The organism is Streptomyces sp. NPDC048278 (assembly GCF_040652195.1).
Classification (GTDB): domain Bacteria; phylum Actinomycetota; class Actinomycetes; order Streptomycetales; family Streptomycetaceae; genus Streptomyces.
This window is the reverse complement of sequence record NZ_JBEZLP010000033.1, coordinates 77,807-99,241: the sequence shown is the minus strand read 5'-3', so window position 1 is coordinate 99,241 and position 21,435 is coordinate 77,807. Positions and strand designations below refer to the sequence as shown.

At 72.1% G+C, this 21,435-nt stretch carries 19 protein-coding genes; 15 read left to right on the top strand and 4 right to left on the bottom strand.

Annotated features, from left to right (window positions below; translation table 11 throughout):
- The first annotated feature begins 141 nt into the window (after positions 1–141).
- The 3 genes from AB0D74_RS39425 (at position 142) to AB0D74_RS39415 (ending at position 3,570) form a co-directional block, all read left to right on the top strand.
- The gene (locus tag AB0D74_RS39425; RefSeq protein ID WP_362598014.1) at positions 142–792 is read left to right on the top strand and encodes a hypothetical protein; all 651 of its coding nucleotides are present in this window, start codon (positions 142–144) and stop codon (positions 790–792) included.
- An 86-nt stretch (positions 793–878) separates the two neighbouring features.
- The gene (locus AB0D74_RS39420; protein WP_362598011.1) at positions 879–2,630 is read left to right on the top strand and encodes a P-loop NTPase fold protein; all 1,752 of its coding nucleotides are present in this window, start codon (positions 879–881) and stop codon (positions 2,628–2,630) included.
- Between the two features lie 106 nt (positions 2,631–2,736).
- Positions 2,737–3,570, top strand: coding sequence for a serine protease (locus AB0D74_RS39415; protein WP_362598008.1), 834 nt, complete (start codon positions 2,737–2,739; stop codon positions 3,568–3,570).
- A 95-nt stretch (positions 3,571–3,665) separates the two neighbouring features.
- Here the strand turns inward: AB0D74_RS39415 and AB0D74_RS39410 are convergent, their stop codons facing one another.
- Together AB0D74_RS39410 and AB0D74_RS39405 are read right to left on the bottom strand one after the other, a co-directional pair.
- The gene (locus tag AB0D74_RS39410) at positions 3,666–5,285 is read right to left on the bottom strand and encodes a D-aminoacylase (RefSeq protein ID WP_362598005.1); all 1,620 of its coding nucleotides are present in this window, start codon (positions 5,283–5,285) and stop codon (positions 3,666–3,668) included.
- Between the two features lie 8 nt (positions 5,286–5,293).
- Positions 5,294–6,571 carry an amino acid deaminase gene (locus tag AB0D74_RS39405; RefSeq protein WP_362598002.1) on the bottom strand — a complete coding sequence of 426 codons (1,278 nt, stop codon included), beginning with the start codon at positions 6,569–6,571 and terminating at the stop codon, positions 5,294–5,296.
- A gap of 140 nt (positions 6,572–6,711) precedes the next feature.
- Between AB0D74_RS39405 and AB0D74_RS39400 the strand changes: the two genes are divergently transcribed.
- The 5 genes from AB0D74_RS39400 (at position 6,712) to AB0D74_RS39380 (ending at position 11,563) form a co-directional block, all read left to right on the top strand.
- Positions 6,712–7,983, top strand: a complete 1,272-nt coding sequence (locus tag AB0D74_RS39400; protein ID WP_362597999.1) for a PfkB family carbohydrate kinase — start codon at positions 6,712–6,714, stop codon at positions 7,981–7,983.
- Positions 7,980–8,747, top strand: coding sequence for an IclR family transcriptional regulator (locus tag AB0D74_RS39395; RefSeq protein WP_362597996.1), 768 nt, complete (start codon positions 7,980–7,982; stop codon positions 8,745–8,747). Before AB0D74_RS39400 ends, AB0D74_RS39395 begins: the two co-directional genes overlap by 4 nt.
- Entirely contained in the window at positions 8,744–9,154 is a 411-nt protein-coding gene (locus AB0D74_RS39390; RefSeq protein WP_362597993.1) for a RidA family protein, read from the top strand. Before AB0D74_RS39395 ends, AB0D74_RS39390 begins: the two co-directional genes overlap by 4 nt.
- 124 nt (positions 9,155–9,278) lie before the next feature.
- The gene (locus AB0D74_RS39385) at positions 9,279–10,757 is read left to right on the top strand and encodes a gluconate:H+ symporter (RefSeq protein WP_362597990.1); all 1,479 of its coding nucleotides are present in this window, start codon (positions 9,279–9,281) and stop codon (positions 10,755–10,757) included.
- 65 nt (positions 10,758–10,822) lie between these two features.
- A complete protein-coding gene (locus AB0D74_RS39380; protein ID WP_362597987.1) occupies positions 10,823–11,563 on the top strand; it encodes a hypothetical protein in 741 nt (246 codons plus the stop codon).
- 54 nt (positions 11,564–11,617) lie between these two features.
- Here AB0D74_RS39380 and AB0D74_RS39375 read toward each other — a convergent pair whose 3' ends face one another.
- Positions 11,618–12,973: a M14 family metallopeptidase gene (locus AB0D74_RS39375; protein ID WP_362597984.1), complete on the bottom strand. Its 1,356-nt coding sequence runs from the start codon at positions 12,971–12,973 to the stop codon at positions 11,618–11,620.
- A 303-nt stretch (positions 12,974–13,276) separates the two neighbouring features.
- On the opposite strand from AB0D74_RS39375, the gene AB0D74_RS39370 reads away from it, so the two are divergent.
- Positions 13,277–14,200, top strand: a complete 924-nt coding sequence (locus AB0D74_RS39370) for an MEDS domain-containing protein (RefSeq protein WP_362597981.1) — start codon at positions 13,277–13,279, stop codon at positions 14,198–14,200.
- Between the two features lie 67 nt (positions 14,201–14,267).
- Here AB0D74_RS39370 and AB0D74_RS39365 read toward each other — a convergent pair whose 3' ends face one another.
- Entirely contained in the window at positions 14,268–15,992 is a 1,725-nt protein-coding gene (locus AB0D74_RS39365) for a glycoside hydrolase family 18 protein (protein WP_362597978.1), read from the bottom strand.
- A 314-nt stretch (positions 15,993–16,306) separates the two neighbouring features.
- Between AB0D74_RS39365 and AB0D74_RS39360 the strand changes: the two genes are divergently transcribed.
- The 6 genes from AB0D74_RS39360 (at position 16,307) to AB0D74_RS39335 (ending at position 21,430) form a co-directional block, all read left to right on the top strand.
- The gene (locus AB0D74_RS39360) at positions 16,307–17,134 is read left to right on the top strand and encodes a hypothetical protein (RefSeq protein WP_362598082.1); all 828 of its coding nucleotides are present in this window, start codon (positions 16,307–16,309) and stop codon (positions 17,132–17,134) included.
- A 74-nt stretch (positions 17,135–17,208) separates the two neighbouring features.
- Positions 17,209–17,913, top strand: coding sequence for a Flp pilus assembly protein CpaB (gene cpaB / locus AB0D74_RS39355; protein WP_362597975.1), 705 nt, complete (start codon positions 17,209–17,211; stop codon positions 17,911–17,913).
- 12 nt (positions 17,914–17,925) lie between these two features.
- Entirely contained in the window at positions 17,926–19,191 is a 1,266-nt protein-coding gene (locus tag AB0D74_RS39350; RefSeq protein WP_362597972.1) for a P-loop NTPase, read from the top strand.
- Between the two features lie 194 nt (positions 19,192–19,385).
- On the top strand, positions 19,386–19,715 hold the full coding sequence (locus AB0D74_RS39345; protein ID WP_362598080.1) for a pilus assembly protein: 330 nt from the start codon (positions 19,386–19,388) through the stop codon (positions 19,713–19,715).
- Between the two features lies 1 nt (position 19,716).
- The gene (locus AB0D74_RS39340; RefSeq protein ID WP_362597969.1) at positions 19,717–20,073 is read left to right on the top strand and encodes a TadE/TadG family type IV pilus assembly protein; all 357 of its coding nucleotides are present in this window, start codon (positions 19,717–19,719) and stop codon (positions 20,071–20,073) included.
- Between the two features lie 19 nt (positions 20,074–20,092).
- A complete protein-coding gene (locus AB0D74_RS39335; protein ID WP_362597967.1) occupies positions 20,093–21,430 on the top strand; it encodes a CpaF family protein in 1,338 nt (445 codons plus the stop codon).
- Positions 21,431–21,435: the final 5 nt, after the last annotated feature.

Here is a 21,435-nt window from a genome sequence, read left to right as displayed (position 1 = left end):
GCTTACGGGGCGGTAACGCCCGTCGGGTCGTGTTTTCCACCACGTGAGACCCGTGTGGGGGACAGCCGCAGGTCCGGCGCTTTGGCCTGTTATCGCCGGTAGCTGTCTCAAAGGCCGCTGCCCTCCCTAGAATCCGCGTTCATGCCGAGACCTGCCGAGGACGAGACCGGGGCGCCCAGCGTCTACCGACCCGAGGGCGAACCGGCCCCCGCCTACGAGGAGTACCGGGATCCGGCCTTCGCGCACGGCTGGCTCAACGCATACGACGAGACGCGCGAGCTGCCGAGGGTCGCGCTCGCCGCGCCGGGACCGGGCCGGGCGGAGCGGCGGCGGGCGGCCCGTGGCGTGGGCGGCCTGCGCGCGAAGCACGTGGCGGTCGCCGTGGGTGCGGTGGGTGCCGCGTCCGTGGCCGCACTGGTCGCCGGTTTCGCCTTCTCCTCGTCGTCCGGCGGCGGCCAGGTGGAGCAGGACCGCGCGAAGCACACGGCCGGTGATGCGTCGGCGCTGGCGCAGGCGCCGGAAGAGAGCCCGAGCAGTGCGTCGTCCGCCTCGCCCGCGGTGAAGTCGGCCGCGCCGGTCGTGGAGTCGCCGTCGGCCCGGACCGCGTCCACGGCCGGGACACCGGTGTCGGCGGCGGAGACCCACTCGGCGAGTGCCACCCCGACGGGCAGCGCGAGTGCGAGTGCGAGCGTGACACCGTCGCCGACGGCCGCCGTCACGTCCCCGACGGCGAGCCCCACGTACGGGGGCCACGGCTGGGGGCACGGGCGGGGCGGCGGCAGGGGGCGCTAGCGGCGAGCCCCGTGGGCAGGGCGGTGCGCTCGGTCCCAAATGGCCGCGGAAATATATAGTTTGGCCCCCTGAGCGAAGGGGGCCGCATGGAATTCTCGCTGCTCAACGACGAGCCCGTGACCGGCCCCGCGGCCGATCGGCTCGGCGCCGGGCAGGCCGCCCGGCAGCTGGCCAAGCTGCTGCACGACTCCCGGTCCGCGACCCCGCTGACGCTTGCCGTGGACGCCGGCTGGGGCATGGGGAAGAGCAGCCTGATGCGGCTGGTCGAGGCGGAGTTACGGCAGAAGGACGTCGAGACCGTCTGGTACAACGCCTGGACCTCCACCGGCGCCGACGCCCTCGAAGGGCTCATCAAGACCGTCCTGATGCAGCTGGACGAGCGGGTGCTGCGGCGGGCGGTGGCCCGGCTCTCCGGGAGGAAACCGTGGCTCACGACCCTGCGGGCGACGCTGACGGTGGCGGGCGCGACGGTCGGGCTCGCGGGCCTGGTCGACCGGTTCTGGGAGGAGCTGTCGGTCGACGCGAAGGCCCGCAACGACCTGCGGACCGAGCTGCGGGGACTCGCGACCGCTTGGGCGGAGGGGGCCGGTGACCGGCCCCGCCGCATGCTGGTCGTCTTCGTCGACGACCTCGACCGCTGTGCCGAGGAGACGGTCCTCGCGGTGTGCGAGGCGGTGAAGGTCTACCTGGACGTCCCCGGTCTCGCCTTCGTCATCGGCTGCGACCGCGCCGCGCTCGGGTCGTCGGGGCTGCTGCGGGATCTGGGGCCGGCCGGGACGGCGTTCATGGAGAAGATCTTCCAGACGAGCTACCGGCTGCCGGTGGCGGGCGGCGAGCACCTGGAGGCGTACGTCCGGAGCTGTGCCGAACGCTCGGGGCTGCGTGAGCTGCTGGACGACGACCTGGTGCGGCTGATCGCCGCCCGCTCGGCCCGCAACCCGCGCCGGATCAAGCGCCTCATCAACGGCTTCGGACTCGAGTGCGCGCTCAATCCGGTGTGGGCCCGGTTCAGGCCCGAGGCCGTCGTCAGGACCCTTCTGCTGCAACACCTGTACGGCGACTTCTACCGCCTCCTCGTCTCCAGCGACGGCACCTACGGGCACGCGGCCCGGGAGTTCCTGGAGTACCGGACGGCCAGGCGGGTGCTGAGCCGGTGGGTCGAGGTCGACGCCGAGTCGTGGCGTACGACGGTGGACTCGGTGACCGGGCACGGGCTCGTGGCGCCGGAGACGGGGGCTCCGGACAGCTGGGAGGCGGTGCTGACCCGGCTGGAGGAGGAGCTGCCCACCGCGTTCCCGGAGCTGGCGAGGGACCACGGCTTCGTCCATCTCGTCGAGGAGTGGATGCGGCTGCCGCAGGCGGACGAGCTGCTGCGGCGGTTGCAGGAGGGTGCCGCGCCCGTCGCGGTCCGCGCGGACGAGGACCCGCCGGCCGGGCAGCCGGAGGGCCGGGACGAGTACCGGGGTGTCAGCGTCCTGTGGGTGGACGACTACCCGGAACAGAACGCGACCTCCGTGCGCCACCTCCGGGCGCACGGAGCGGACGTCCTGGTGGCCCAGAGCGGCCCGACGGCCGACCGGATCCTCTCCACCCACCCCGTGGACCTGGTGATCTCCGATGTCACGCGCGGCACGGAACGGGACGCGGGGTTCGCCGATCTGGCGGCCTGGCGGAGCAGGGGCCTCTTCGGCGGTCCCGTCGTGTTCTTCGTCGGCCGTGTCACCCCCGCCCGCGAGCAGCGCAGCCGTGAACTCGGCGCGCGCATCACGTCCGGCTCCTCGGATCTCTTCGAGCACATCGACGCCGCCTGCGCGGAAATCCGCCAACGCCCTTCCTGAAACAGCTCCTTGCCCGCGCGGCCACTTGTGTTGAGAATGTGCATGACAAAAACAGCGGGTGGCCGGAAGATCTCCGGTCACCTCGTCGTATAGAGGGGACCCCCACATGAACAAGCCTCTCGTCGCCGCGCTCGCCTCCCTGGCCATCACCGGGATCGGCACGGCACCGGCGGTCGCAGCGCCGCAGACGGCCAAGGCCGCCGCGGTGACCGTCAACTTCGCGGGCACCGTCTCGCTCAGCAACTGCTCCGGCTCCGTCATCCGCTTCCCGAACTCCGCGGACAGCGACCCGGCGCTGGTCCTCACCAACGGCCACTGCCTGGAGACCGGCTTCCCGGAGCCCGGCGAGGTCATCACCGGCCAGTCCTCCAGCCGTACCTTCGGCCTGCTGAACTCCTCCGGCACCAGGGTCGCCACGCTCCGCGCCAACCAGGTCGTCTACTCGACGATGACCGACACGGACGTCACGATCTACCGCACCACCACGACGTACGCGGCGATCAAGAGCTCCTACGGCATCAGCCCGCTCACCGTCAGCGCCACCCACCCCGTCGCCGGCACCGCCATCAAGGTCGTCTCCGGGTACTGGAAGACGATCTACAGCTGCAACATCGACGGGTTCGTGTACCGGCTCAAGGAGGGCGACTGGACCTGGAAGGACTCGGTCCGCTACACCTCCGCGTGCAACACGATCGGGGGGACCTCGGGGTCGCCGGTGATCGACACCACCACCGGGCAGGTCGTCGCCGTCAACAACACGGGCAACGAGGACGGGGAGCGGTGCACCGTCGACAACCCGTGCGAGGTGGACGAGAGCGGGAACGTGACGGTGCGGCAGGGGATCAACTACGCGGAGGAGACGTACATCATTCCGGCGTGCTTCACGACGGGGAACGTGCTGAACCTCAGCGCGAGTGGTTGCACCCTGCCCAAGCCGTAGCGCTTCGCTGGGGGCGCCGTTTTCGGGTGCGGGTCGGTGGGGGCCGGTCGCGCCCACGCGGCGGAGCCGCATATCGAATACAGCCCCGCGCCCCTTCAGGGGCGCTGCAGCGGGGTGCGTCGGATTGCTCGGCCCGCCAGGGCGTCCGTGCGGCCGCCGTCCTCGATGACGAAGCGGCCGTCGATCAGGACGTGCGGGATGCCCGTCGGCAGTTGGCGGGGGTTGTCGAACGTCGAGCCTGCCGCGACCGTCTGCGGGTCGAAGAGGACCAGGTCGGCCCGGTAGCCCTCGTGTACGAGGCCGCGGTCCGGCAGGCGCAGCCGGGCCGCGGGGCGGGCGGTGAGGTGGGCGACGCACTCCTCCAGGGAGAGCACGCCCAGCTCCCGTACGTAGTGGCCGAGGTAGTGCGGGAACGTGCCGTAGGCGCGGGGGTGGGGCTTCGTGCCCTGGAGGATGCCGTCCGAGCCGCCGGTGTGCACCGGGTGGCGCATGATCGTGCGGACGTTCTCCTCGTGGCCGACGTGCTGGAGGATCGAGGGGGCGAGGCGGTCCGTCAGGAGGAGGTGGCGGGCCGTCGTCCACGGGGGCTCGCCGCGCAGCCGTGCCGACTCCTCGACCGTCCGGCCGACGAACTCCGTCAGCGCGGGGTCGCCCACGCCCGAGATCTCGATCGTGTCCCACTCGATGGGCACGCCGTGGCAGCCGTCGGAGCCGACGGCCTCCAGGTGGTGGCGGATGCGCTCGGACGTGTCGTCGTCGGCCAGGCGGGCCAGGGCCGCCGCCGGGCCGCCCTCGTTGGCCCAGCTCGGCAGCATCGCCGCGAGGGTCGTGCTGCCGGGGGTGTACGGGTAGGTGTCGAGGGTGATGTCGGCACCGGCGGCGAGGGCCTCGTCGAGGAGGGCCAGCAGTTCGGGCGCCCGGCCCTTGTTCACGCCGAAGTTCATGGTGGCGTGGGCCAGATGGAGCGGGCAGCCGGCCTCCCGGGTCAGGGCCACCATCTCCGCGTACGCCTCCAGCGCGCCCGCGCCGTAGGAGCGGTGGTGCGGGCAGTAGTAGCCGCCGTACTCCGCCACCACCCGGCACAGCTCGGTCAGTTCCGCGTCCGGCGCGTACATGCCGGGGGTGTAGGTGAGCCCGGAGGACAGGCCGACCGCGCCCTGGGCCAGGCCCTCGGCCACCAGCCGGCGCATGTGGTCCAGTTCGGCCGGGGTCGCCGCGCGGTCCTCCCAGCCGACGGCCAGCGCACGGACCGTGCCCTGCGGGACGAGGTAGGCCGCGTTGACGGCGATGCCGCGGTCGAGGCGGTCCAGGTACTCGCCGACCGACCGCCAGTCGACGTCGATGTCGTCGCCCGAGCCGTTCCAGCCGGCGATCGCGCCGCGGACCTCCGCCAGCGTGCGGTCGTCGACCGGGGCGTACGACAGGCCGTCCTGGCCGAGCACCTCCAGGGTCACCCCCTGCGCGGCCTTCGCGCTGTGGTCGGGGTCGCGGAGCAGGGCCAGGTCGCTGTGGGCGTGCATGTCGACGAAGCCGGGGGAGAGGACCAGGCCCTCCGCGTCCAGCTCGCGCATCGCCCGCGGGCGCTGGCAGCCCGCCGCCGCGGCCTCCTTGACGATGGACACGATCCGGCCGCCGTCGATCACCACGTCGGCGCGGTAGGAGGGTTCCCCGCTGCCGTCGACGACGTCCGCGTCCCGGATGACGAGCTGCTCCACGACCCCTCCTAGAAGAACGTGCGGATGTAGTCGACGACCGTCCCGTCCGCCTCGGCCACCGGGATCAGCTGCCACTTGTCGAACGACGTGCACGGGTGGGAGAGGCCGAGGCCCACCCAGTCCCCGACCTCCAGGTCCGCTCCGGGCCCGGTGCGCAGCCAGGCGTGCTGGTCGGAGAGGCCGGTGACCGAGACCCCGGTCGCCGGGCGCTCGGTGCCCGCCCGGCGGATCACCTGGGCGACGGGCAGGTCGAGGTCGTAGGCCGCGTCCCGCTTGCCCGCGTTGGTGAAGGCCTGCTCCGGGGAGGGGCGGGAGACGACCTGCGTCCAGAGCCGGAAGGCGGGCTCCAGGGCGCCCTCCTCGGGGACCCGGTTGAAGGGGGTGACGTCCCGGTAGCGGCCGTCGTCGTGCGAGACGTACGCCCCCGAGCGCAGCAGCTTCAGTACGGGCGCCGACAGTTCGGGGATGCCGGCGAAGACGTCCGCGACCGCGTCGAACCAGGCGCTGCCGCCCGCGCTCACCACGATCTCCGTCAGGCCCATGAACCGGCCCGCCTGGTCGAACCCGACGGCGAGGGCGACCAGCCGGCGCAGATAGGCGCGCACCCGGTCCGGGTCGGCCTCGGGGACCTCGCCCTCGTACCCGGCCACCCCGACCAGCCGCAGCGTCTCCGTCCCGGCCACCGCGTCCGCGACCGCCGCGCACTCCGCCTCGGTACGGACGCCGGTCCGGGCGCCCTCACCGGCGGCCAGCTCCACCACGACGTCCACGGGGCGGGCGGTCCCGCGCAGCGCCGCGTCCATCAGCTCGACCCCGCGCACGGAGTCGACGTAGCAGACGAAACGGAAGTCGGCGTCGCGCTCCAGCTCGGCCGCGATCCAGCGGAGCGCCGGGGCGTCCACGAGTTCGTTGGCGAGGAAGACCCTGCGGGTGCCGAACGCCCGCGCCACCCGCACCTGGTGCGGCACGGCGAGGGTGATGCCCCACGCCCCGCGCCCGGTCTGCCGGTGGAAGAGCTGCGGGGCCATCGAGGTCTTGCCGTGCGGGGCGAAGGCGAGGCCGTGCCGTTCGGTGTACGACTCCATCAGCGCGAGGTTGTGCTCCAGGCGCTCGGCGGAGAGGGCCAGCACCGGGGTCGCGAAGCCGTCCGTGAACAGGTTGCGGCGCTGGGCGGCCAGCTCGCCGACGGTGAGGCCCTCGGCGTCCGGCGGGAGGCCCTTGAAACGGTGGTCGACGCGTTCCTCCGCGAGCCGGGCGAGCGCTTCGGTGCCGGTGTCGAGGGACACGGAACCTCCCTGATCAGGTGGGTTGCATTCTGTGCAACGTCCATTGCGTATATCGCTTACCGCTGTCTAACATCCACGCCAACGCCGGGTCAATGGAGCCCGCAGCGACCCTTCCCCGACGACGAGGAGCCACGACCATCGTGAAGGCCACCGGCGCCGTTGACGCCGTGGACGTCGTCGCGCTCGGCGAGTCCATGGTCACGTTTCTGCCCACCCGGCCGGGGCGCCTCGCGGACGTGCCGTCCTTCGACCGCGCGATCGGCGGTGCCGAGTCCAACGTGGCGTGTGCGCTGGCCGCCGCCGGGCACGCCGTCCGCTGGGTCAGCCGGGTCGGCGCGGACGGGTTCGGCGACCACCTGCGGGAGACCGTCGCCTCGTACGGCGTGGACGTCTCGGCCGTGGGCCGGGATCCGGCGCGGCCGACGGGGGTCTACTTCCGTACGGCCGGGGACCGGGCGACGGACGCGCACGAGGTCGCGTACTACCGGGCGGGGTCGGCGGCGTCCGCGATGTCGGCGGCGACGGTGGACCTCGCGGCGGTGCGCGCGGGCCAGATCCTGCACCTGTCCGGGATCACGGCGGCCCTGTCGGAGGGCTGTCTGGAGCTGCTGCGCGAGCTGACGGCTCCCGCCGGGGGTGGCCGCCCGGTGGTGTCGTTCGACGTGAACTACCGGGCGGGGCTGTGGGGTTCGCGCGACGGCTCGCAGATCCTGCTGGAGCTGGCCCGCCGGGCCGACGTCGTCTTCGTGGGGGAGGACGAGGCGGAGCAGGCGTGGGGGGTGACGGGAGGGCCGTCGGCGATCCGGGAGGTGCTGCCGGAGCCGGCGGTGCTGGTGGTGAAGCAGGCCGCGAAGGGGGCGACAGCTTTCGTTTCGCCCGCGGCCCGGAGGGGGCCCGCGCAGTTCCCCGCGCCCCTGACGGGGCGCTTCACGGCTCCCCAGCTGCGGGCAGGCATGCCGCAGGGCGGCACGGGTGGGCGCTGGGGGTCCCCCCGGCCGAAGGCTGGGGGAGGCACCCCGCAAGCGCGGGCGAGCGAAACCCACCTCCGCCCAGCCCCCGCTGACGGCACCCGGCCGGCGCCGGTGAGTGTCCCCACCCCCCGGCCCCACCCCACCGGCACTTTCGAACCCGCCCCCGCCGTCGACGTCGTGGCAAACGTCGGCGCCGGCGACGCCTTCGCCGCCGGGTTCCTCTCCGGGATGCTGCGCGGCCTGCCGCTCACGCGGACGCTCAGGCTCGGTCACCTCTTCGCCGCCGCCGCCCTCACCACCCCCGCCGACCTCGCCCCGCCCCCCGCCCGCGACACCACCGACCGGCTGACCGCCCTGGACGCCGGCGCGTGGGGGAGACTTCGACTCGGCCCCGGCTGGACCGAAGCCGACGCGGCCGAAGAGGAGGTACCCAGCCCATGAGCCAGACCGTCGACCGAGCGCTCAGCATCCTGCCGCTGCTCGCCGAGGGACCCGCCGACCTCGGCCAGGTCGCCGAACGCCTCGGCGTGCACAAGTCCACCGCACTGCGGCTGCTGCGCACCCTCCACGAACACGGGCTCGTCTACCGCCAGTCCGACCAGCGCTACCGCCTCGGCGCCCGCCTCTTCGCCCTCGCCCAGGAGGCGATGGAGAACCTCGACGTCCGCGAGATCGCCCACCCCCACCTGGCCCGCCTCAACACGGCCTGCGGACACACCGTGCACCTCGCCGTGTTCGAGGAGGGGGAGGTCCTCTACATCGACAAGGTCGAGAGCCGCTACCCGGTGCGCATGTACTCGCGGATCGGCAAGCCCGTCGCCATCACCGTCGCCGCCGTCGCCAAACTGCTCCTCGCCGACCTGCCCGAGCCCGAGCGGCGGGCCCTCGCCGACAAGCTCGACTACCCCCTGTACACGGCCCGTTCGACGCCCAACGCGGAGGCGTTCCTGAAGGAGCTGGCCAAGGTGCGCGAACAGGGCTGGGCCACCGACCTCGGCGGCCACGAGGAGTCCATCAACTGCGTCGCGGCACCCATCCGCGGCGCCGACGGGCGCGTCGTCGCCGCGATGTCGGTCTCCGCGCCCAACGTCGTCGTCACCGCCGACGAACTCCTCACCCTGCTCCCGCAGGTGCGCCGTGCGGCGGACGCGATCAGCGGCGAGTACTCAGGCAGAACACCGATCAAGGAAGCCGGCACCAGATGACCGAGAAGACCGCCCTCACCCCCACGACCCACACCACCCCGCCCGCGAAGTTCTCGCACGGCGTCCGCAAGGGCAACATCCTCCAGGTCGCCGGCCAGGTCGGCTTCCTGCCCGCCGAGGAGGGCAGGCCCCCGACCCCGGCAGGACCGACCCTGCGCGAGCAGACCCTCCAGACCCTCGCCAACGTCAAGGCGATCCTGGAGGAGGGCGGCGCCTCCTGGGACGACGTCATGATGATCCGCGTCTATCTGACGGACGTGGACCACTTCGCCGAGATGAACGGCATCTACAACACCTACTTCGAGGAGCAGGCGCTCACCGCCCCGCCCGCCGCCCGCACGACCGTGTACGTCGGTCTGCCCGCCGGCCTGCTCATCGAGATCGACGCCCTCGCCGTCCTCGGCTGAGGCCGATACCCCGTCAACTCCCGCACACCGTACGTCCGTCACGGCGCGGCGCCCGCCCCGGGTGCCGCGCCGCGATCTCCCCTGCCCGAAAGCGCGATGCACTTACGCAGAAGAGGACCCCCACATGTCCCTACCGCTCGCCGCCTCAGCCACCCCCACCACCCCACCCCACACCGGAGGCCTGCTCCTCCTCCTCGACGGCACCGCCGGCCTCCTCACGGTCGCCGCCATCGGCATCGCCCTGCTCCTCTTCCTCATCATCAAGGCGAGGCTCCAGCCCTTCGTGGCGCTCCTCGCCGTCTCCATAGCCGTCGGCCTGCTCGCCGGGCTCTCGGTCACCGAACTCTTCGGCACCGTCCAGCGCTCGGACGCCGTCTCCACCGTCGAGTCCGGCATGGGCGGCATCCTCGGCCATGTCGCGATCATCATCGGCCTCGGCACGATGCTCGGCGCGATCCTCGAAGTCAGCGGCGGCGCGGAGGTCCTGGCGACCCGGCTGCTCAACCTCTTCGGGGAGAAGCGGGCCCCGCTCGCCATGGGCCTCACCGGGCTCATCTTCGGCATCCCGGTCTTCTTCGACGTCGGCATCTTCGTCCTGGCCCCCCTCGTCTACGCGGCGGCCAAGCGCGGCGGCAAGTCGATCCTCCTCTACTGCCTCCCGCTCCTCGCCGGCCTCTCCATGACCCACGCCTTCCTGCCGCCGCACCCCGGCCCGGTGGCCGCCGCCGCGCTGCTGCACGTCCAGCTCGGGTGGGTCATCCTGATGGGCGTCGTCTGCGGCATTCCGGCGGTGCTGGCCGCGTGGGCGTACTCGGCGTGGATCGGCAGGCGGATCTTCGTCGCCGTACCGCAGGACATGGTCGAGGCGGCCGAGGAGGCCAGGCAGGCGGTGGTGGCGGAGCAGCGGGCGGCCGGAGTCGAGCCCCAGGAGAAGCCGGTGCCGCTGGGCACGGTCCTCGCCATCATCGGAACGCCGCTCGTCCTCATCCTCGCCGCGACCTTCTCCTCCATCGCCCTGGACCCCTCCACCGGCCGCTCGGTGCTCGAGTTCTTCGGCACGCCGATGGTCGCCCTCACCCTCGCCCTGGTCCTCGCCTACTACCTGCTCGGCATCCGGCGCGGCTGGTCCCGCAAGTCCCTGGAGACCGTGTCGACCGCGTCCCTCAAGCCGGTCGGCAACATCCTGCTGGTGGTCGGCGCGGGCGGGATCTTCGGCGCCGTGCTGAAGGCGAGCGGCGTCGCCCAGGCCCTCTCCGACACCTTCCACGGCGTCGGGCTGCCGGTGATCGTCCTGTCGTACCTGATCTCGGTGGTCCTGCGGGTCGCCCAGGGCTCCGCCACGGTGGCGATCGTGACGACGGCCGGCATCGTCGCCCCGCTCCTCGCCGAGGGCGACCACTCCCAGGCCTTCGTCGCCCTCGTCATCATGGCCATCTCGGCCGGCTCCATCTTCGCCTCGCACGTCAACGACGGCGGATTCTGGATGGTGGCCAAGTACTTCGGCATCAGCGAGCGGGACACCCTGAAGACCTGGACCGTGCTGGAGACGGTGTTGTCGGTCGCGGGGTTCGCGGTGGCGGGCGTCCTCGGCGTCTTCGTGTAGGCGTCTGATAACGAAGTCAGGGGCTGGCTGTGTCCGGCACAGGTTCTTGGACCATACTGCCCGCTGTGGAGCAGCGCATAGGAGCCAACAGCCAGCCCCTGGAAGGCGCCGGATTCGACCCGGCCTTCATCCCCGGGCTCACCTCACCCGCGTCCGGCGAACCCGCGGACGCGAAGGCGGAGGACGCCCGGCCGGAGAAGGCCGAGGAGGTCGAAGAGGCAGCGGCGGCAGCGGAGGTGGAAGCGGCGGAGGCGGCGGCAGAGCCCGTGGCCGCGGCCGATGCCGACGCCACGCCGGCCGAGGACGCCGCCGACGCCGCCGACGCGGACGACGCGGACGATGCGGACGACGCCGACGCCGGGGAGACCGCCGAGGGCCCCGCCTTCGAGGCCGCCGACCGGCGCGCCCGGATAGTGGCCGACCGCCAGGGCGTGCGCCTCAGCCTCGACGAGGAGAACTGCGAGTTCCGCTGGGACGAGATCGGCGCGATCGAGACCGAGGCGCCCCGCTTCGGCAAGCGCTTCACGATCACCGTCCACACGCCGGAGCGCCGCTGGTACCCCATCGAGATCGAGGCGACGTCCCGCTCCCGCTTCAAGGAGTGGGAGGAGCAGCTGGACGCGGTCCTCGACGCGTACTTCGACGACGGCGAGGCGGAGAAGGCGGAAGCGGCGGACCTCCCCGTGGGAGATGCCGAGGCAGAGGCCGACGACGCCGACGACAAGGCCGAGGACAAGGCCGAGGACAAGGCCGACGACAAGGCCGACAGCAAGGCCGAGGACAAGGTTCTCGGCAGCGACAAGTAGTCGCCGGACCGCTCCGGCCCTGGCTGCCCCACGGCCGGAGCGGTGCTCTCGCGGCTAGCCGCAGTACTGCGCCTCCTTGCCGATCGACCGGTACATACAGTCCGCGTTCTCCAGCAGCTGGAACACCGCGTCCCGGTTCCGGGAGGTCTCCCGCTCGATCACCTCGTCCGGCGGGTAGAAACCACCGCCGGAACTGGACGTCGGGTACATCTCGAAGGTGTAGTCGAAGATCTTCTGGGTGCCCCACAGGTAGTCGTCGATCGAGCCGTCGGTGATGTACAGGTCGCTCGACTGCTCCGGCGTGTAGCCGTTGCTCGCCGCCATCTTCCGCCCGACCGCCTTGAACGCGGCGGCGTCGTCCGCGGTCATCCCGGTGGCGGTGTCCGCGGTCGTGTAGCCGAACGGCCACAGCACCAGCTCGCTGTACGTGTGGAAGTCGATCCCGGCCTTGATCTGCTGCTTGCCGCCGACGACCCGGCCGCGCACGAAGTCGGCGACCACCTTCACCTCGGGCGCCGACTCGGCGGCCGAACCCCGGTAGGTCTCCGAGGACGTCGATCCCGAAGAGCCCCCGCAGCAGCCCCACTTGTAGTTCCAGTTCCGGTTCAGGTCCGTACCGACGTACGACGAACCGGAGTTGGGCTGCCTGTTCTTGCGCCACGACCGGTAGGACCCGGTGGCGATGTCGTACTCGCCGCCGTCCGGGTTGAGGTCGGGCACGATCCAGATCTCCCGGCTGTTCACGATGTTCGTGACCCTGGAGTCCGTGCCGTACCCGGCGCCGAGCTCGCGCAGCAGGTACAGCGCCATCTCCACCGTGAGGTGCTCGCGCGCGTGCTGGTGGAAGGTGAGGAGGACCTCGGGTTCGTTCTCGTCGGTCGCCACGTTGTCGCTGACCTTGATGGCGACGATGTCCCGGCCCTGGTACGACTTGCCGATCACCTGCTTGCTCATGATGCCGGGGTAGGCCGCGAGCCGCTGGTCGATCTCGGCGTTCGTCTCCGCGTAGTTGTGGTACTTCGAGTCGGCGGTCGGGAAGTCGAACAGCCGCAGCTGATCGGCGGGGGCCGACCGGTCCGGGGCCGCGCCGAGGGGCGTGACCTCGTAGCCGAGCCGCTTCAGCGCGGCGATCTGCGCGGCCCGGCCGGAGACGACCACCGTCTCCTCGTCGGCCTCGTCCACGGTGACACCGGTCCGCTGGATGGCCGCACGGGTCACGGGGGTGGTGCTCTGGTGGATCTCGTACTGCCGGACGTCGTCGGCCGAGGGCGCGGGCCGCCGGGCGCTGTCGGCCGACGCGTGGGTCGCGGTCGCCGACACGGGGGCCGCGAGGGCGAGGGCCAGCAGGGCGCCGAGCGCGGCGGTCCGTCTGCCGCCGCGGGCGCCGGAGGCGCGGATGCGAAGTCGCATGAAGTCTCCTGGGGGAGAGGTGGGGGTGGTCCGTGCGACGTACCTGTGCGTGGGCTGTGCGGGTGCCGCCCATCGTCCAAGGAATGGCATGAACAGGTCAAGATGGTAAAACCGGCCGCGCAGTGTACGCGCGTGCCCGGCACCGCAAGCGGCCCTCGCCGAAGTGCACCCGCCCGCGTGACGCCCGTGTGCGTTCACCCGGTCCGCCGGGAGACGGTGGTCGGACGGCCGGGAGGAGGGCCGGCCGATCACGGGCGGACCGCCGCCCGGGTGACCGTCCGGCGCCGACGCACAGGAGACCCGATGAGTACCACCAGCACGGGCGCGCGCCCCGCCGCGGCCCACGGGCGGTTCGACCACCGGATGGCCGTGTTCGGCTCGGACGACGGGTTCGTCGCCGCCGCCCTGCCCTTCCTCGCCGAGGGCCTCGCCGCACCCGACGAGCCCCCGCCCGTCGCCATCGCCGCCCCCGGCCTGCTGGCCGCCCTGCGCGACGCGCTCGGCGCCGACGCCCGGGAGGTCGGCTTCATCGACCACACCGACTGGTACACGGGTACGGCCGCCAACGCCGTGGCCCGGGGCGCCGGTTACCTCGCGGCGAACGCCGGGCCCGGCGGCCGGGTCCACCTCCTCATGGAGCCCGACTGGGCTGGGCGCGCGGGCCGTTCGGCGCGGGAGAGCACCGAGTGGATCCGTTACGAGTCCCTCGCCAACCTGCTGTTCGCGCCCTTCGCCACCACCGCCCTGTGCGCGTACGACACCCGTACGGCGGGCCCGGCCGTCGTCGACGCGGCCCGCCGGGCCCACCCGGGTACGGGGGTGTACGAGCAGCCGCCGGTCCTGGTGCGGGAGCTGGACGCCGTACCGCTGCCCCCCTCGCCGCAGTCCGCGGCGCGGCTGCCCGCGCCGGAGGCGGTCGGGGCCTGGGCCGCGGGGCGTGGGCTTGCGGCGGTGGACGCCCGGCTGTTCGGCCGGGCCGTCGGGGCGGCGGCTGCCGCGCACGGGCCGGTGATCGAGATCCTCGCCTGGGGCCGGGCCCCGGCCTGCGTCTGCGAGCTGCGGCTGTGCCGGGCGGTGGCGGACCCGCTGGCCGGGTTCGTGCCGCCGCCCGGCGGCGAACCGGAGCCGGGGCAGGGACTGTGGTTCACGCGCCAGGTGTGCGCGTACGTCGACGTCCGGGACGGGGTGGCGGGGGACGGGGCGAGGATCCGCGTCCAGTACGCGTGAACGGACGCCGTACCCGGAGCGGTTCGGGTCCCGGCGGCCTGACCGGCCGCCGGGACCAGCGCGCCGGTTACGGCAGGGCGTGCACGTGGGCGCCCACCGAGGACGACCACGCGTTGCCGGCCGCCGCGTCCCAGTTCGTCGACCAGGTCATCGCGCCCCGCAGGCCGGGGTACGCCGTCGACGGCTTGAACGAACCGCAGTTAGTGAGCTTGGTCAGGCAGTCCAGGGCGTTGTTGACCACGGTCGGGGAGACGTAGCCGCTGCCCGCCGCGCTGGTCGACGCCGGCAGGCCGAGGCCCACCTGGGACGGCGACAGACCGCCCTGGAGCTGGATGCAGGCGAGCGCGGTGAGGAAGTCGACCGAGCCCTGGCTGTACACCTTGCCGTCGCAGCCCAGCATGGAACCGCTGTTGTAGTACTGCATGTTGACGACCGTGAGGATGTCCTTGACGTTCAGGGCCGTCTGGAAGTACCCGTTGGACGTCGACTGCATGTCGATCGTCTGCGGGGCCATGGTGATGATCAGCGACGAGCCCGCCTTCGACGACAGCGAGCGCAGCGCCTGGCTCATGTAGGTCGCGTTGATGCCGTTCTCCAGGTCGATGTCGACGCCGTCGAAGCCGTACGTCTGCATCAGCGAATACACGGAGTTGGCGAAGTTCGTCGCGGACGTCGAGTCGCTCACCGAGATGGTGCCGTTCTGGCCGCCGATCGAGATGATGACCTTCTTGCCGGCCGCCTGCTTGGCCTTGATGTCGGCCTTGAACTGGTCGACCGTGTACCCGCCGAGCCCGGCGGAGTCGAGGGTGAAGCTCACCGCACCCGGGGTGCCGGTCGCGTCCGCGAAGGCGACGGCGATGATGTCGTACGAGGACGGCACGTCCGAGATCTTCTGCACGGTGGCGCCGTTGTTGAAGTTCTGCCAGTAGCCCGTCACCGCGTGCTTGGGCACGGAGCCGCCCCCACCGGTGCCGGTCGCGGTGGTCGTCGCCGTCACCGCCGACGACTTCGCCGACTCACCGGCCGAGTTGGTCGCGCTGACCTGGAAGGAGTACGACGTCGAGGCCGCGAGCCCGGTGATTGTCGCCGAGGCGCCGGTGACCGCCGAGACCTTGGTGCCGTTCTGGTAGACGTTGTAGCCGGTCGCGCCCGACACCGCGCCCCAGGAGAGGGAGGCGGAGGAGGACGTCGTACCGGAGACCGCGAGGCCGGCCGGGGTCGCCGGGACGGTCGGGGCCGGGTCGGAGCCGCCTCCGCCGTCGGGGCCGTAGACCGAGAAGTCGTCGGCGTAGTAGGCGGGCTGGCCGTACCAGCCGTGCGTCCAGACCGTCACCGAGGTGGTGGAGGCGCCGGTGGTGAAGGTCGTCGACAGCTGCGTCCAGGCCGTGTTCGGGGTCCAGGTCGACACGTCCGTGGTGCCGGTGCCGGTGACGCCCAGGTAGGTGTAGGAGCCCTGCACCCACGCGCTCAGCGTGTACGTGGAGTTGGCCTTCACCGCCACCGTCTGGCTGCACTGGGCGTAGTCCTGCCCGGCCGGGGTCGCCTTCAGCGCGGCGGCGCCGGAGTGGACGGGGGAGGAGACCGTCGTCCCGCTGCCCGCGGAACAGGTCCAGTTGGACAGGCCCGACTCGAAGCCGGGGTTCTTCGCGTTGTTGACGTCGGCGGCGGAGGCGGGGGCGGAGGCGAGGCCCGCCATCGCGAGTGCCGTGGCGAGGGTGGCCACGGCCGACCAGGTGCGGATGCGTCGCTGTCCGGCATGCCGGGACACGAGCCGGGGGATGAGTCTGGGCATGACAAACAAGGTGGTCCAGACCAATTCACGTGTCAATAGGTCCAGACCAAATTCAAGGGTCCGGGGAAACCCCCGCAGGGCTGAACGAGCCCCGGTCATATGCTCAACCTGTCCCGATTTGGCGTCACTTGTGCGGTCACGGATCCCAGACAGCTACACAAACGCTGTTCTCCGGTCACAGGCGCGTGGTTACAGTGCTGAGGAAGTCACGCAATGAAGTCGTCCCGGCTCATTGGAGTAACGCCGGTGGGCCGCCGGGTGTGAAGAGCGGGGAGCTGCGCGTGCCAACTGCCATTGCCGTGACCAGTGCCGACATGGCGCTGCCCGTCCAGGACGAGCGGACCATGCCCGCGGTCGTCCTCAGGGACCTCGACCAGCGGCCCCTCGACCACGCCCTCGCCGAGTTCGTGGGCCTCATCGAGCAGTACGGACACGTGGTCGTCGTCTACTCGGACGCCGTACCGGAGGCCGTGGTCCGGCGCCTGCACACCCTGCGCTCCCTCCTGGAGAGCGACCGGATCGCGCTGTTCCGCCCCGACCTGCCGCCGCTCGGCATCGCCGTGCTGGCCCGGCAGCTGCGCCAGCTGGCCTCCTGCGACCTCAGCCCCGGCGTGCTCGCGTCGGCCGGCCGGCTGCTCACCCACTACATCCACTCCGGCGCCGTCCTCGGCTCCGTCGCCAAGCTGGACCGCGTCCCGGTCGGCCTCAGGACGCACGCCAAGTCCTGGATGCCCGGCACCCAGTTCGGGGTCGTCGCCCACCCCGAGCCGCAACTGGTCCGGATCGCCCCGGAGGCCGTGCTCAACGGCCCCGAGTTCAGCACCTGGATGCTGGTCGCCAGGGGGCAGCTGCAGTCCGACTGGATCGGCGGCCTCGCCAAGGCCTGGGGCGCGTACGGGCTGCGCGAGACCCCGCTGCCCGCCGAGTCCTCCGCGTGGTGGGGCACCGGCCGGCTGATCGAGTTCACCAGCTACCTCGCCGACCTGTCGGTCCTCTACCAACTGGTCACCTCCGTACGGCAGACCAGCTGCCACTGGTGCGGCATCGACGTCATCGGCGACCGCTGCGTCTTCTGCTCCGCCACCCCGCCCGACTACGACCCGCCGACGCCCCGCGCGCTGGAACAGCGGACGCCCGCCTGACCCGTACCTCCCGCCATCGCCCGGTTTCCCCGCTTCCCCCACTCTCCCGCTTCCCCGATGAGGTCGCACGGTCCATGAACTCCCGTCAGCGCCGCGGCGTGATACTCCTGATCCTGTCGGTGCTCTGCGCGCTCGCCGCGTTCGCCGGCGTGCTCTCGGTCATCGACAACGCGAAGTCCGAGGTCGGCCCCAAGGTCACCGCGTACGAACTCCGGTCCGACGTCACGCCGTACACCACGCTGAGTTCGAGCCAGTTCAAGAAGATCTCGCTGCCCAAGCGGTGGCTGTCCGCCAACGCGGTCACCAGCCTCAGCCAGATCCAGGGCAAGATCGCGGTCACCACGCTGAAGAAGGGCTCGCTGCTCCAGACCGACATGATCGTCGACCAGCCCGAGCTGAAGCCGGGCGAGCAGGAGGTCGCCATCATGATCGACGCGGCCACCGGAGTGGCCGGCAAGATCACCCCGGGCTCGCGGGTCAACGTCTACGCCACCTTCGAGGGCAAGCAGCAGAGCGACCCCGACGAGTCGAAGATCATCGTCACCGACGCCCGGGTCCTGGACGTCGGCGCCCAGCTCAGCTACGTGGACCCGGACAACCGGAACCAGCAGCCCAGCGACGCCGTCCCGATCACCTTCGCGCTGTCCACGCTCGACGCCCAGCGCCTCACCTACGCGGAGTCCTTCGCCCAGCGGGTCCGGCTCGCCCTGGTCGCGCCCGGTACGACGACCACCGTGCCGGACAAGGACCGCACCTACGAACTCGCGACGGACAAGTGAGAGGCGCCCTCCATGCCCATCAGGATCCTCCCCGCCGTCGGTGACGTGGACGCCGTCCGCTCCCTCGTCTCCCTGCTCAGCCAGCTCCCGGACGCCGAACCGCTGGCCCCCGTCGTCGACTCCACGCAGCTCGTCGACACCCTCGCCCGGGCCGCCGCCGAGTCCGTCGACGAACTCCCCGAGGTCGTCGTCGTCCACGAACGCATCGGCCCCGTCCCGGCGCTCGAACTGATCCGCGAGGTGGCCCTGCGCTTCCCCGCCGTCGGCGTCGTCCTCGTCACCACCGACACCAGCCCCGGCCTGTTCGCCGCCGCCATGGACTCCGGCGCCCGCGGCCTGGTCGGCCTCCCGCTGAGCTACGAGGAACTGGCCGGCCGCGTCCAGGCCGTCGCCCAGTGGTCCACGGGCGTACGACGCCATCTCGGCCACGGCGCCGACGTCTTCGCCGGCGTCGGCGGCACCGTCGTCACCGTCAGCGGCGCGAAGGGCGGCACCGGTGCCACCCTCGTCGCGGTCCAGATCGCCCTCGCCGCGCAGGCCTCGGGACACTCCACCGCCCTCGTCGACCTCGACCTCCAGACCGGCGACGTCGCCTCCTACCTGGACGTCCAGTTCCGCCGCTCGGTCGCCGACCTCGCCGCGGTCAACGACATCTCCCCGCGCGTCATGGCCGAGGCCGTCTTCCGCCACGACTCCGGGCTCGCCCTGCTCCTCGCACCCGCCGAGGGCGAACGAGGCGAGGAGGTCACCGACCGCGCCGCCCGCCAGATCCTCAGCGCCCTGCGCTCCCGCTACGAGGTGGTGGTCGTCGACTGCGGCGCCCAGCTCGGCGGGGCGGGCGCGGCGGCCGTGGAGACCGCCGACCTCGCCCTCCTGGTCACCACGCCCGACGTGGTCGCCGTACGGGCGGCGAAGCGGACGGTACGGATGTGGGACCGGCTGCAGATCCGCAAGGCCGAGGAGACGACGGTGGTGGTCAACCGGTACACGCGCGGTACGGAGATCCAGCCGGCCCTGATCGCCCGGATCACCGGGACGGCCATGGCGGGCACCCCGATCCCCGCCAACTTCAAGGAACTCCAGGGCGCGGTCGACGCGGGCCGCATGCACGAGCTGGACGCACGGAGCACCGTGAAGCAGGCGCTGTGGGGGCTGGCCGGGGAGCTGGGGCTGGTGCGCACGGGGGAGGGGGCGCCGCCGCCACGCCGGTCCGGGGCACGGGCCAGGGGCGGGGAGCGGGCGGCGGTGGGGTTCCGGCGCCGCAAGGAACTGCCGTGAGAGGCCCGGGGTCGGGTGCGGGTGCGTGGGGGCGGGCCGCGCAGTTCCCCGCGCCCCTGAAGGGGCGCTCACTGCGGCGCCCTGCTTTTAGGGGCGCGGGGAACTGCGCGAACGACCCCCACCGGGCCGCACCCGACCGACGACCCGGTGGACCCGCCCGCGACCGCGGACAGGTGAGCATCGAACTCCTCGGCATGACCCCGGTCATCATCCTCACCCTGGTGCTCATGTGGCAGGCCGTCCTCGTCGGCTACGCCTTCACCCTCGCGGGAAACGCCGCCGACGAGGGCGTACGGGCGGGCACGGCCGTCCCCCGCGGGGAACGCTTCGACGCCTGCCAGCGCGCCGCGCTGGAGGACCTCTCCGGCTCCTGGCGGGCGGGCGCCACCGTGGAACAGTGCGGCGGCACCGGCATGGTGACCGCGGACGTCGCGCTGCGCGTCCCGGTCCTCTTCCCCGGCTCGATCGACTTCCCCGTCACCGTGCACGGCCACGCCGGCACCGTCGAGGAGGTGAAGAACTGAGATGCGCCCCCGTCACCCCCGTAGGCGGCACCGCGACCGCGGCCAGGTCGCCGTCGAGTACCTCGGCTTCCTCCCGGTCCTCCTGATCGTCGGCCTGGCCGGCATCCAGCTCGGCGCCGTCGCCTACGCCGCCGAACAGGCCGGCACCGCGGCGCGGGCAGGGGCACGTGCCGCCTCGCTGCGGCAGGACGTCGGCGCCGCCTGCGCGTCCGCGGTCAGCAGCGGCATCCACGTGACCTGCGTGACCTCCGGCGGCGGCGACTCGGTCACCGTCACCGCCACGGTCCACATCCCCGAACTCATGGGGAAGGACCTCGGCAACGCCACCAAGTTCGCCACGATGCCGGTCGACCACTGAACGAGGAGCACGGACCACCATGAGCCTGCGGGCACGCATCAACTCCCCCGAGGAGCAGGGCAGCCGGGGCGAGGACGGCCACCTGGTCTCCTCGTACCGGGCCAAGCTCCTGGAGGAGATCGACCTCGCCGAGATGAGCGCGCTGGCCGCCGCCGAGCGCCGGGCCCGGCTCGAACGCGTTCTCGGCCACATCATCAGCCGCGAGGGCCCGGTCCTGTCGACCGTCGAACGCTCGCAGCTGATCCGCCGGGTCGTCGACGAGGCCCTCGGCCTCGGCATCCTGGAACCGCTCCTCGAAGACCCGTCGATCACCGAGATCATGGTGAACGGCCCCGACGCGATCTTCGTCGAACGCGGCGGCCGGGTCGAGCAGTTGCCGCTCCGCTTCGTCTCGGCGGACCAGCTGATGCAGACCATCGAACGCATCGTCTCCACCGTCAACCGCCGCGTCGACGAGTCGAACCCGATGGTCGACGCCCGCCTCCCGTCCGGCGAGCGCGTCAACGTCATCATCCCGCCGCTCTCGCTGACCGGCCCCATCCTCACCATCCGCCGCTTCCCGCGCTCCTTCACCCTCCAGGAGCTGATCGGCTTCGGCTCGCTCGACGAGCCCATGGTGTTCCTGCTGGCGGGCCTGGTGCAGGCGAAGTTCAACATCATCGTCTCCGGCGCCACCGGCACCGGGAAGACCACCCTCCTGAACGCCCTGTCCGGCCTGATCCCCGCCCACGAACGCATCATCACCATCGAGGACTCCGCCGAACTCCAGCTCCAGCAGTCGCACGTGGTCCGCCTGGAATCCCGCCCGTCGAACGTCGAGGGCAAGGGCCAGGTCACCATCCGCGACCTGGTCCGCAACTCCCTGCGGATGCGCCCCGACCGGATCGTGGTCGGTGAGGTCCGCGGCGGCGAGTCCCTCGACATGCTCCAGGCCATGTCCACCGGCCACGACGGCTCCCTCGCCACCGTCCACGCCAACAGCGCGGAGGACGCGCTGACCCGGCTCCAGACCCTGGCCTCCATGTCGGACGTCGAGGTCCCCTTCGTCGCCCTGCACGACCAGATCAACAGCGCGGTCGAGGTCATCGTCCAGCTGACCCGGTTCGCGGACGGCGCCCGCCGGATCACCGAGATCGCGATGCTCGACAGCCACGGCAGCGAGTCGTACCGGCTGGCGACCGTGTCCCGTTTCGACGCCCAGCCCATGACCCACGACGGGCGGGTCCACGGCGCCTTCCGCCACCACCCGCTCCCGCGCCGCACCGCCGACCGCCTCTACATGGCGGGCCAGCCGATCCCGCAGGCCTTCGGCGTGGCCCAGCACTTCGACCAGCTCACCACCCGAGAAGCCCGGTAGGCGGC

Bases quoted from the DNA above. Each gene is read 5' to 3' on its own strand.
- AB0D74_RS39425 (WP_362598014.1), top strand. From the start codon at position 142: ATGCCGAGACCTGCCGAGGACGAGACCGGGGCGCCCAGCGTCTACCGA.
- AB0D74_RS39420 (WP_362598011.1), top strand. From the start codon at position 879: ATGGAATTCTCGCTGCTCAACGACGAGCCCGTGACCGGCCCCGCGGCC.
- AB0D74_RS39415 (WP_362598008.1), top strand. From the start codon at position 2,737: ATGAACAAGCCTCTCGTCGCCGCGCTCGCCTCCCTGGCCATCACCGGG.
- AB0D74_RS39395 (WP_362597996.1), top strand. From the start codon at position 7,980: ATGAGCCAGACCGTCGACCGAGCGCTCAGCATCCTGCCGCTGCTCGCC.
- AB0D74_RS39390 (WP_362597993.1), top strand. From the start codon at position 8,744: ATGACCGAGAAGACCGCCCTCACCCCCACGACCCACACCACCCCGCCC.
- AB0D74_RS39385 (WP_362597990.1), top strand. From the start codon at position 9,279: ATGTCCCTACCGCTCGCCGCCTCAGCCACCCCCACCACCCCACCCCAC.
- AB0D74_RS39375 (WP_362597984.1), bottom strand. From the start codon at position 12,973: ATGCGACTTCGCATCCGCGCCTCCGGCGCCCGCGGCGGCAGACGGACC.
- AB0D74_RS39370 (WP_362597981.1), top strand. From the start codon at position 13,277: ATGAGTACCACCAGCACGGGCGCGCGCCCCGCCGCGGCCCACGGGCGG.
- AB0D74_RS39365 (WP_362597978.1), bottom strand. From the start codon at position 15,992: ATGCCCAGACTCATCCCCCGGCTCGTGTCCCGGCATGCCGGACAGCGA.
- AB0D74_RS39360 (WP_362598082.1), top strand. From the start codon at position 16,307: ATGGCGCTGCCCGTCCAGGACGAGCGGACCATGCCCGCGGTCGTCCTC.
- cpaB (WP_362597975.1), top strand. From the start codon at position 17,209: ATGAACTCCCGTCAGCGCCGCGGCGTGATACTCCTGATCCTGTCGGTG.
- AB0D74_RS39350 (WP_362597972.1), top strand. From the start codon at position 17,926: ATGCCCATCAGGATCCTCCCCGCCGTCGGTGACGTGGACGCCGTCCGC.
- AB0D74_RS39345 (WP_362598080.1), top strand. From the start codon at position 19,386: ATGACCCCGGTCATCATCCTCACCCTGGTGCTCATGTGGCAGGCCGTC.
- AB0D74_RS39340 (WP_362597969.1), top strand. From the start codon at position 19,717: ATGCGCCCCCGTCACCCCCGTAGGCGGCACCGCGACCGCGGCCAGGTC.
- AB0D74_RS39335 (WP_362597967.1), top strand. From the start codon at position 20,093: ATGAGCCTGCGGGCACGCATCAACTCCCCCGAGGAGCAGGGCAGCCGG.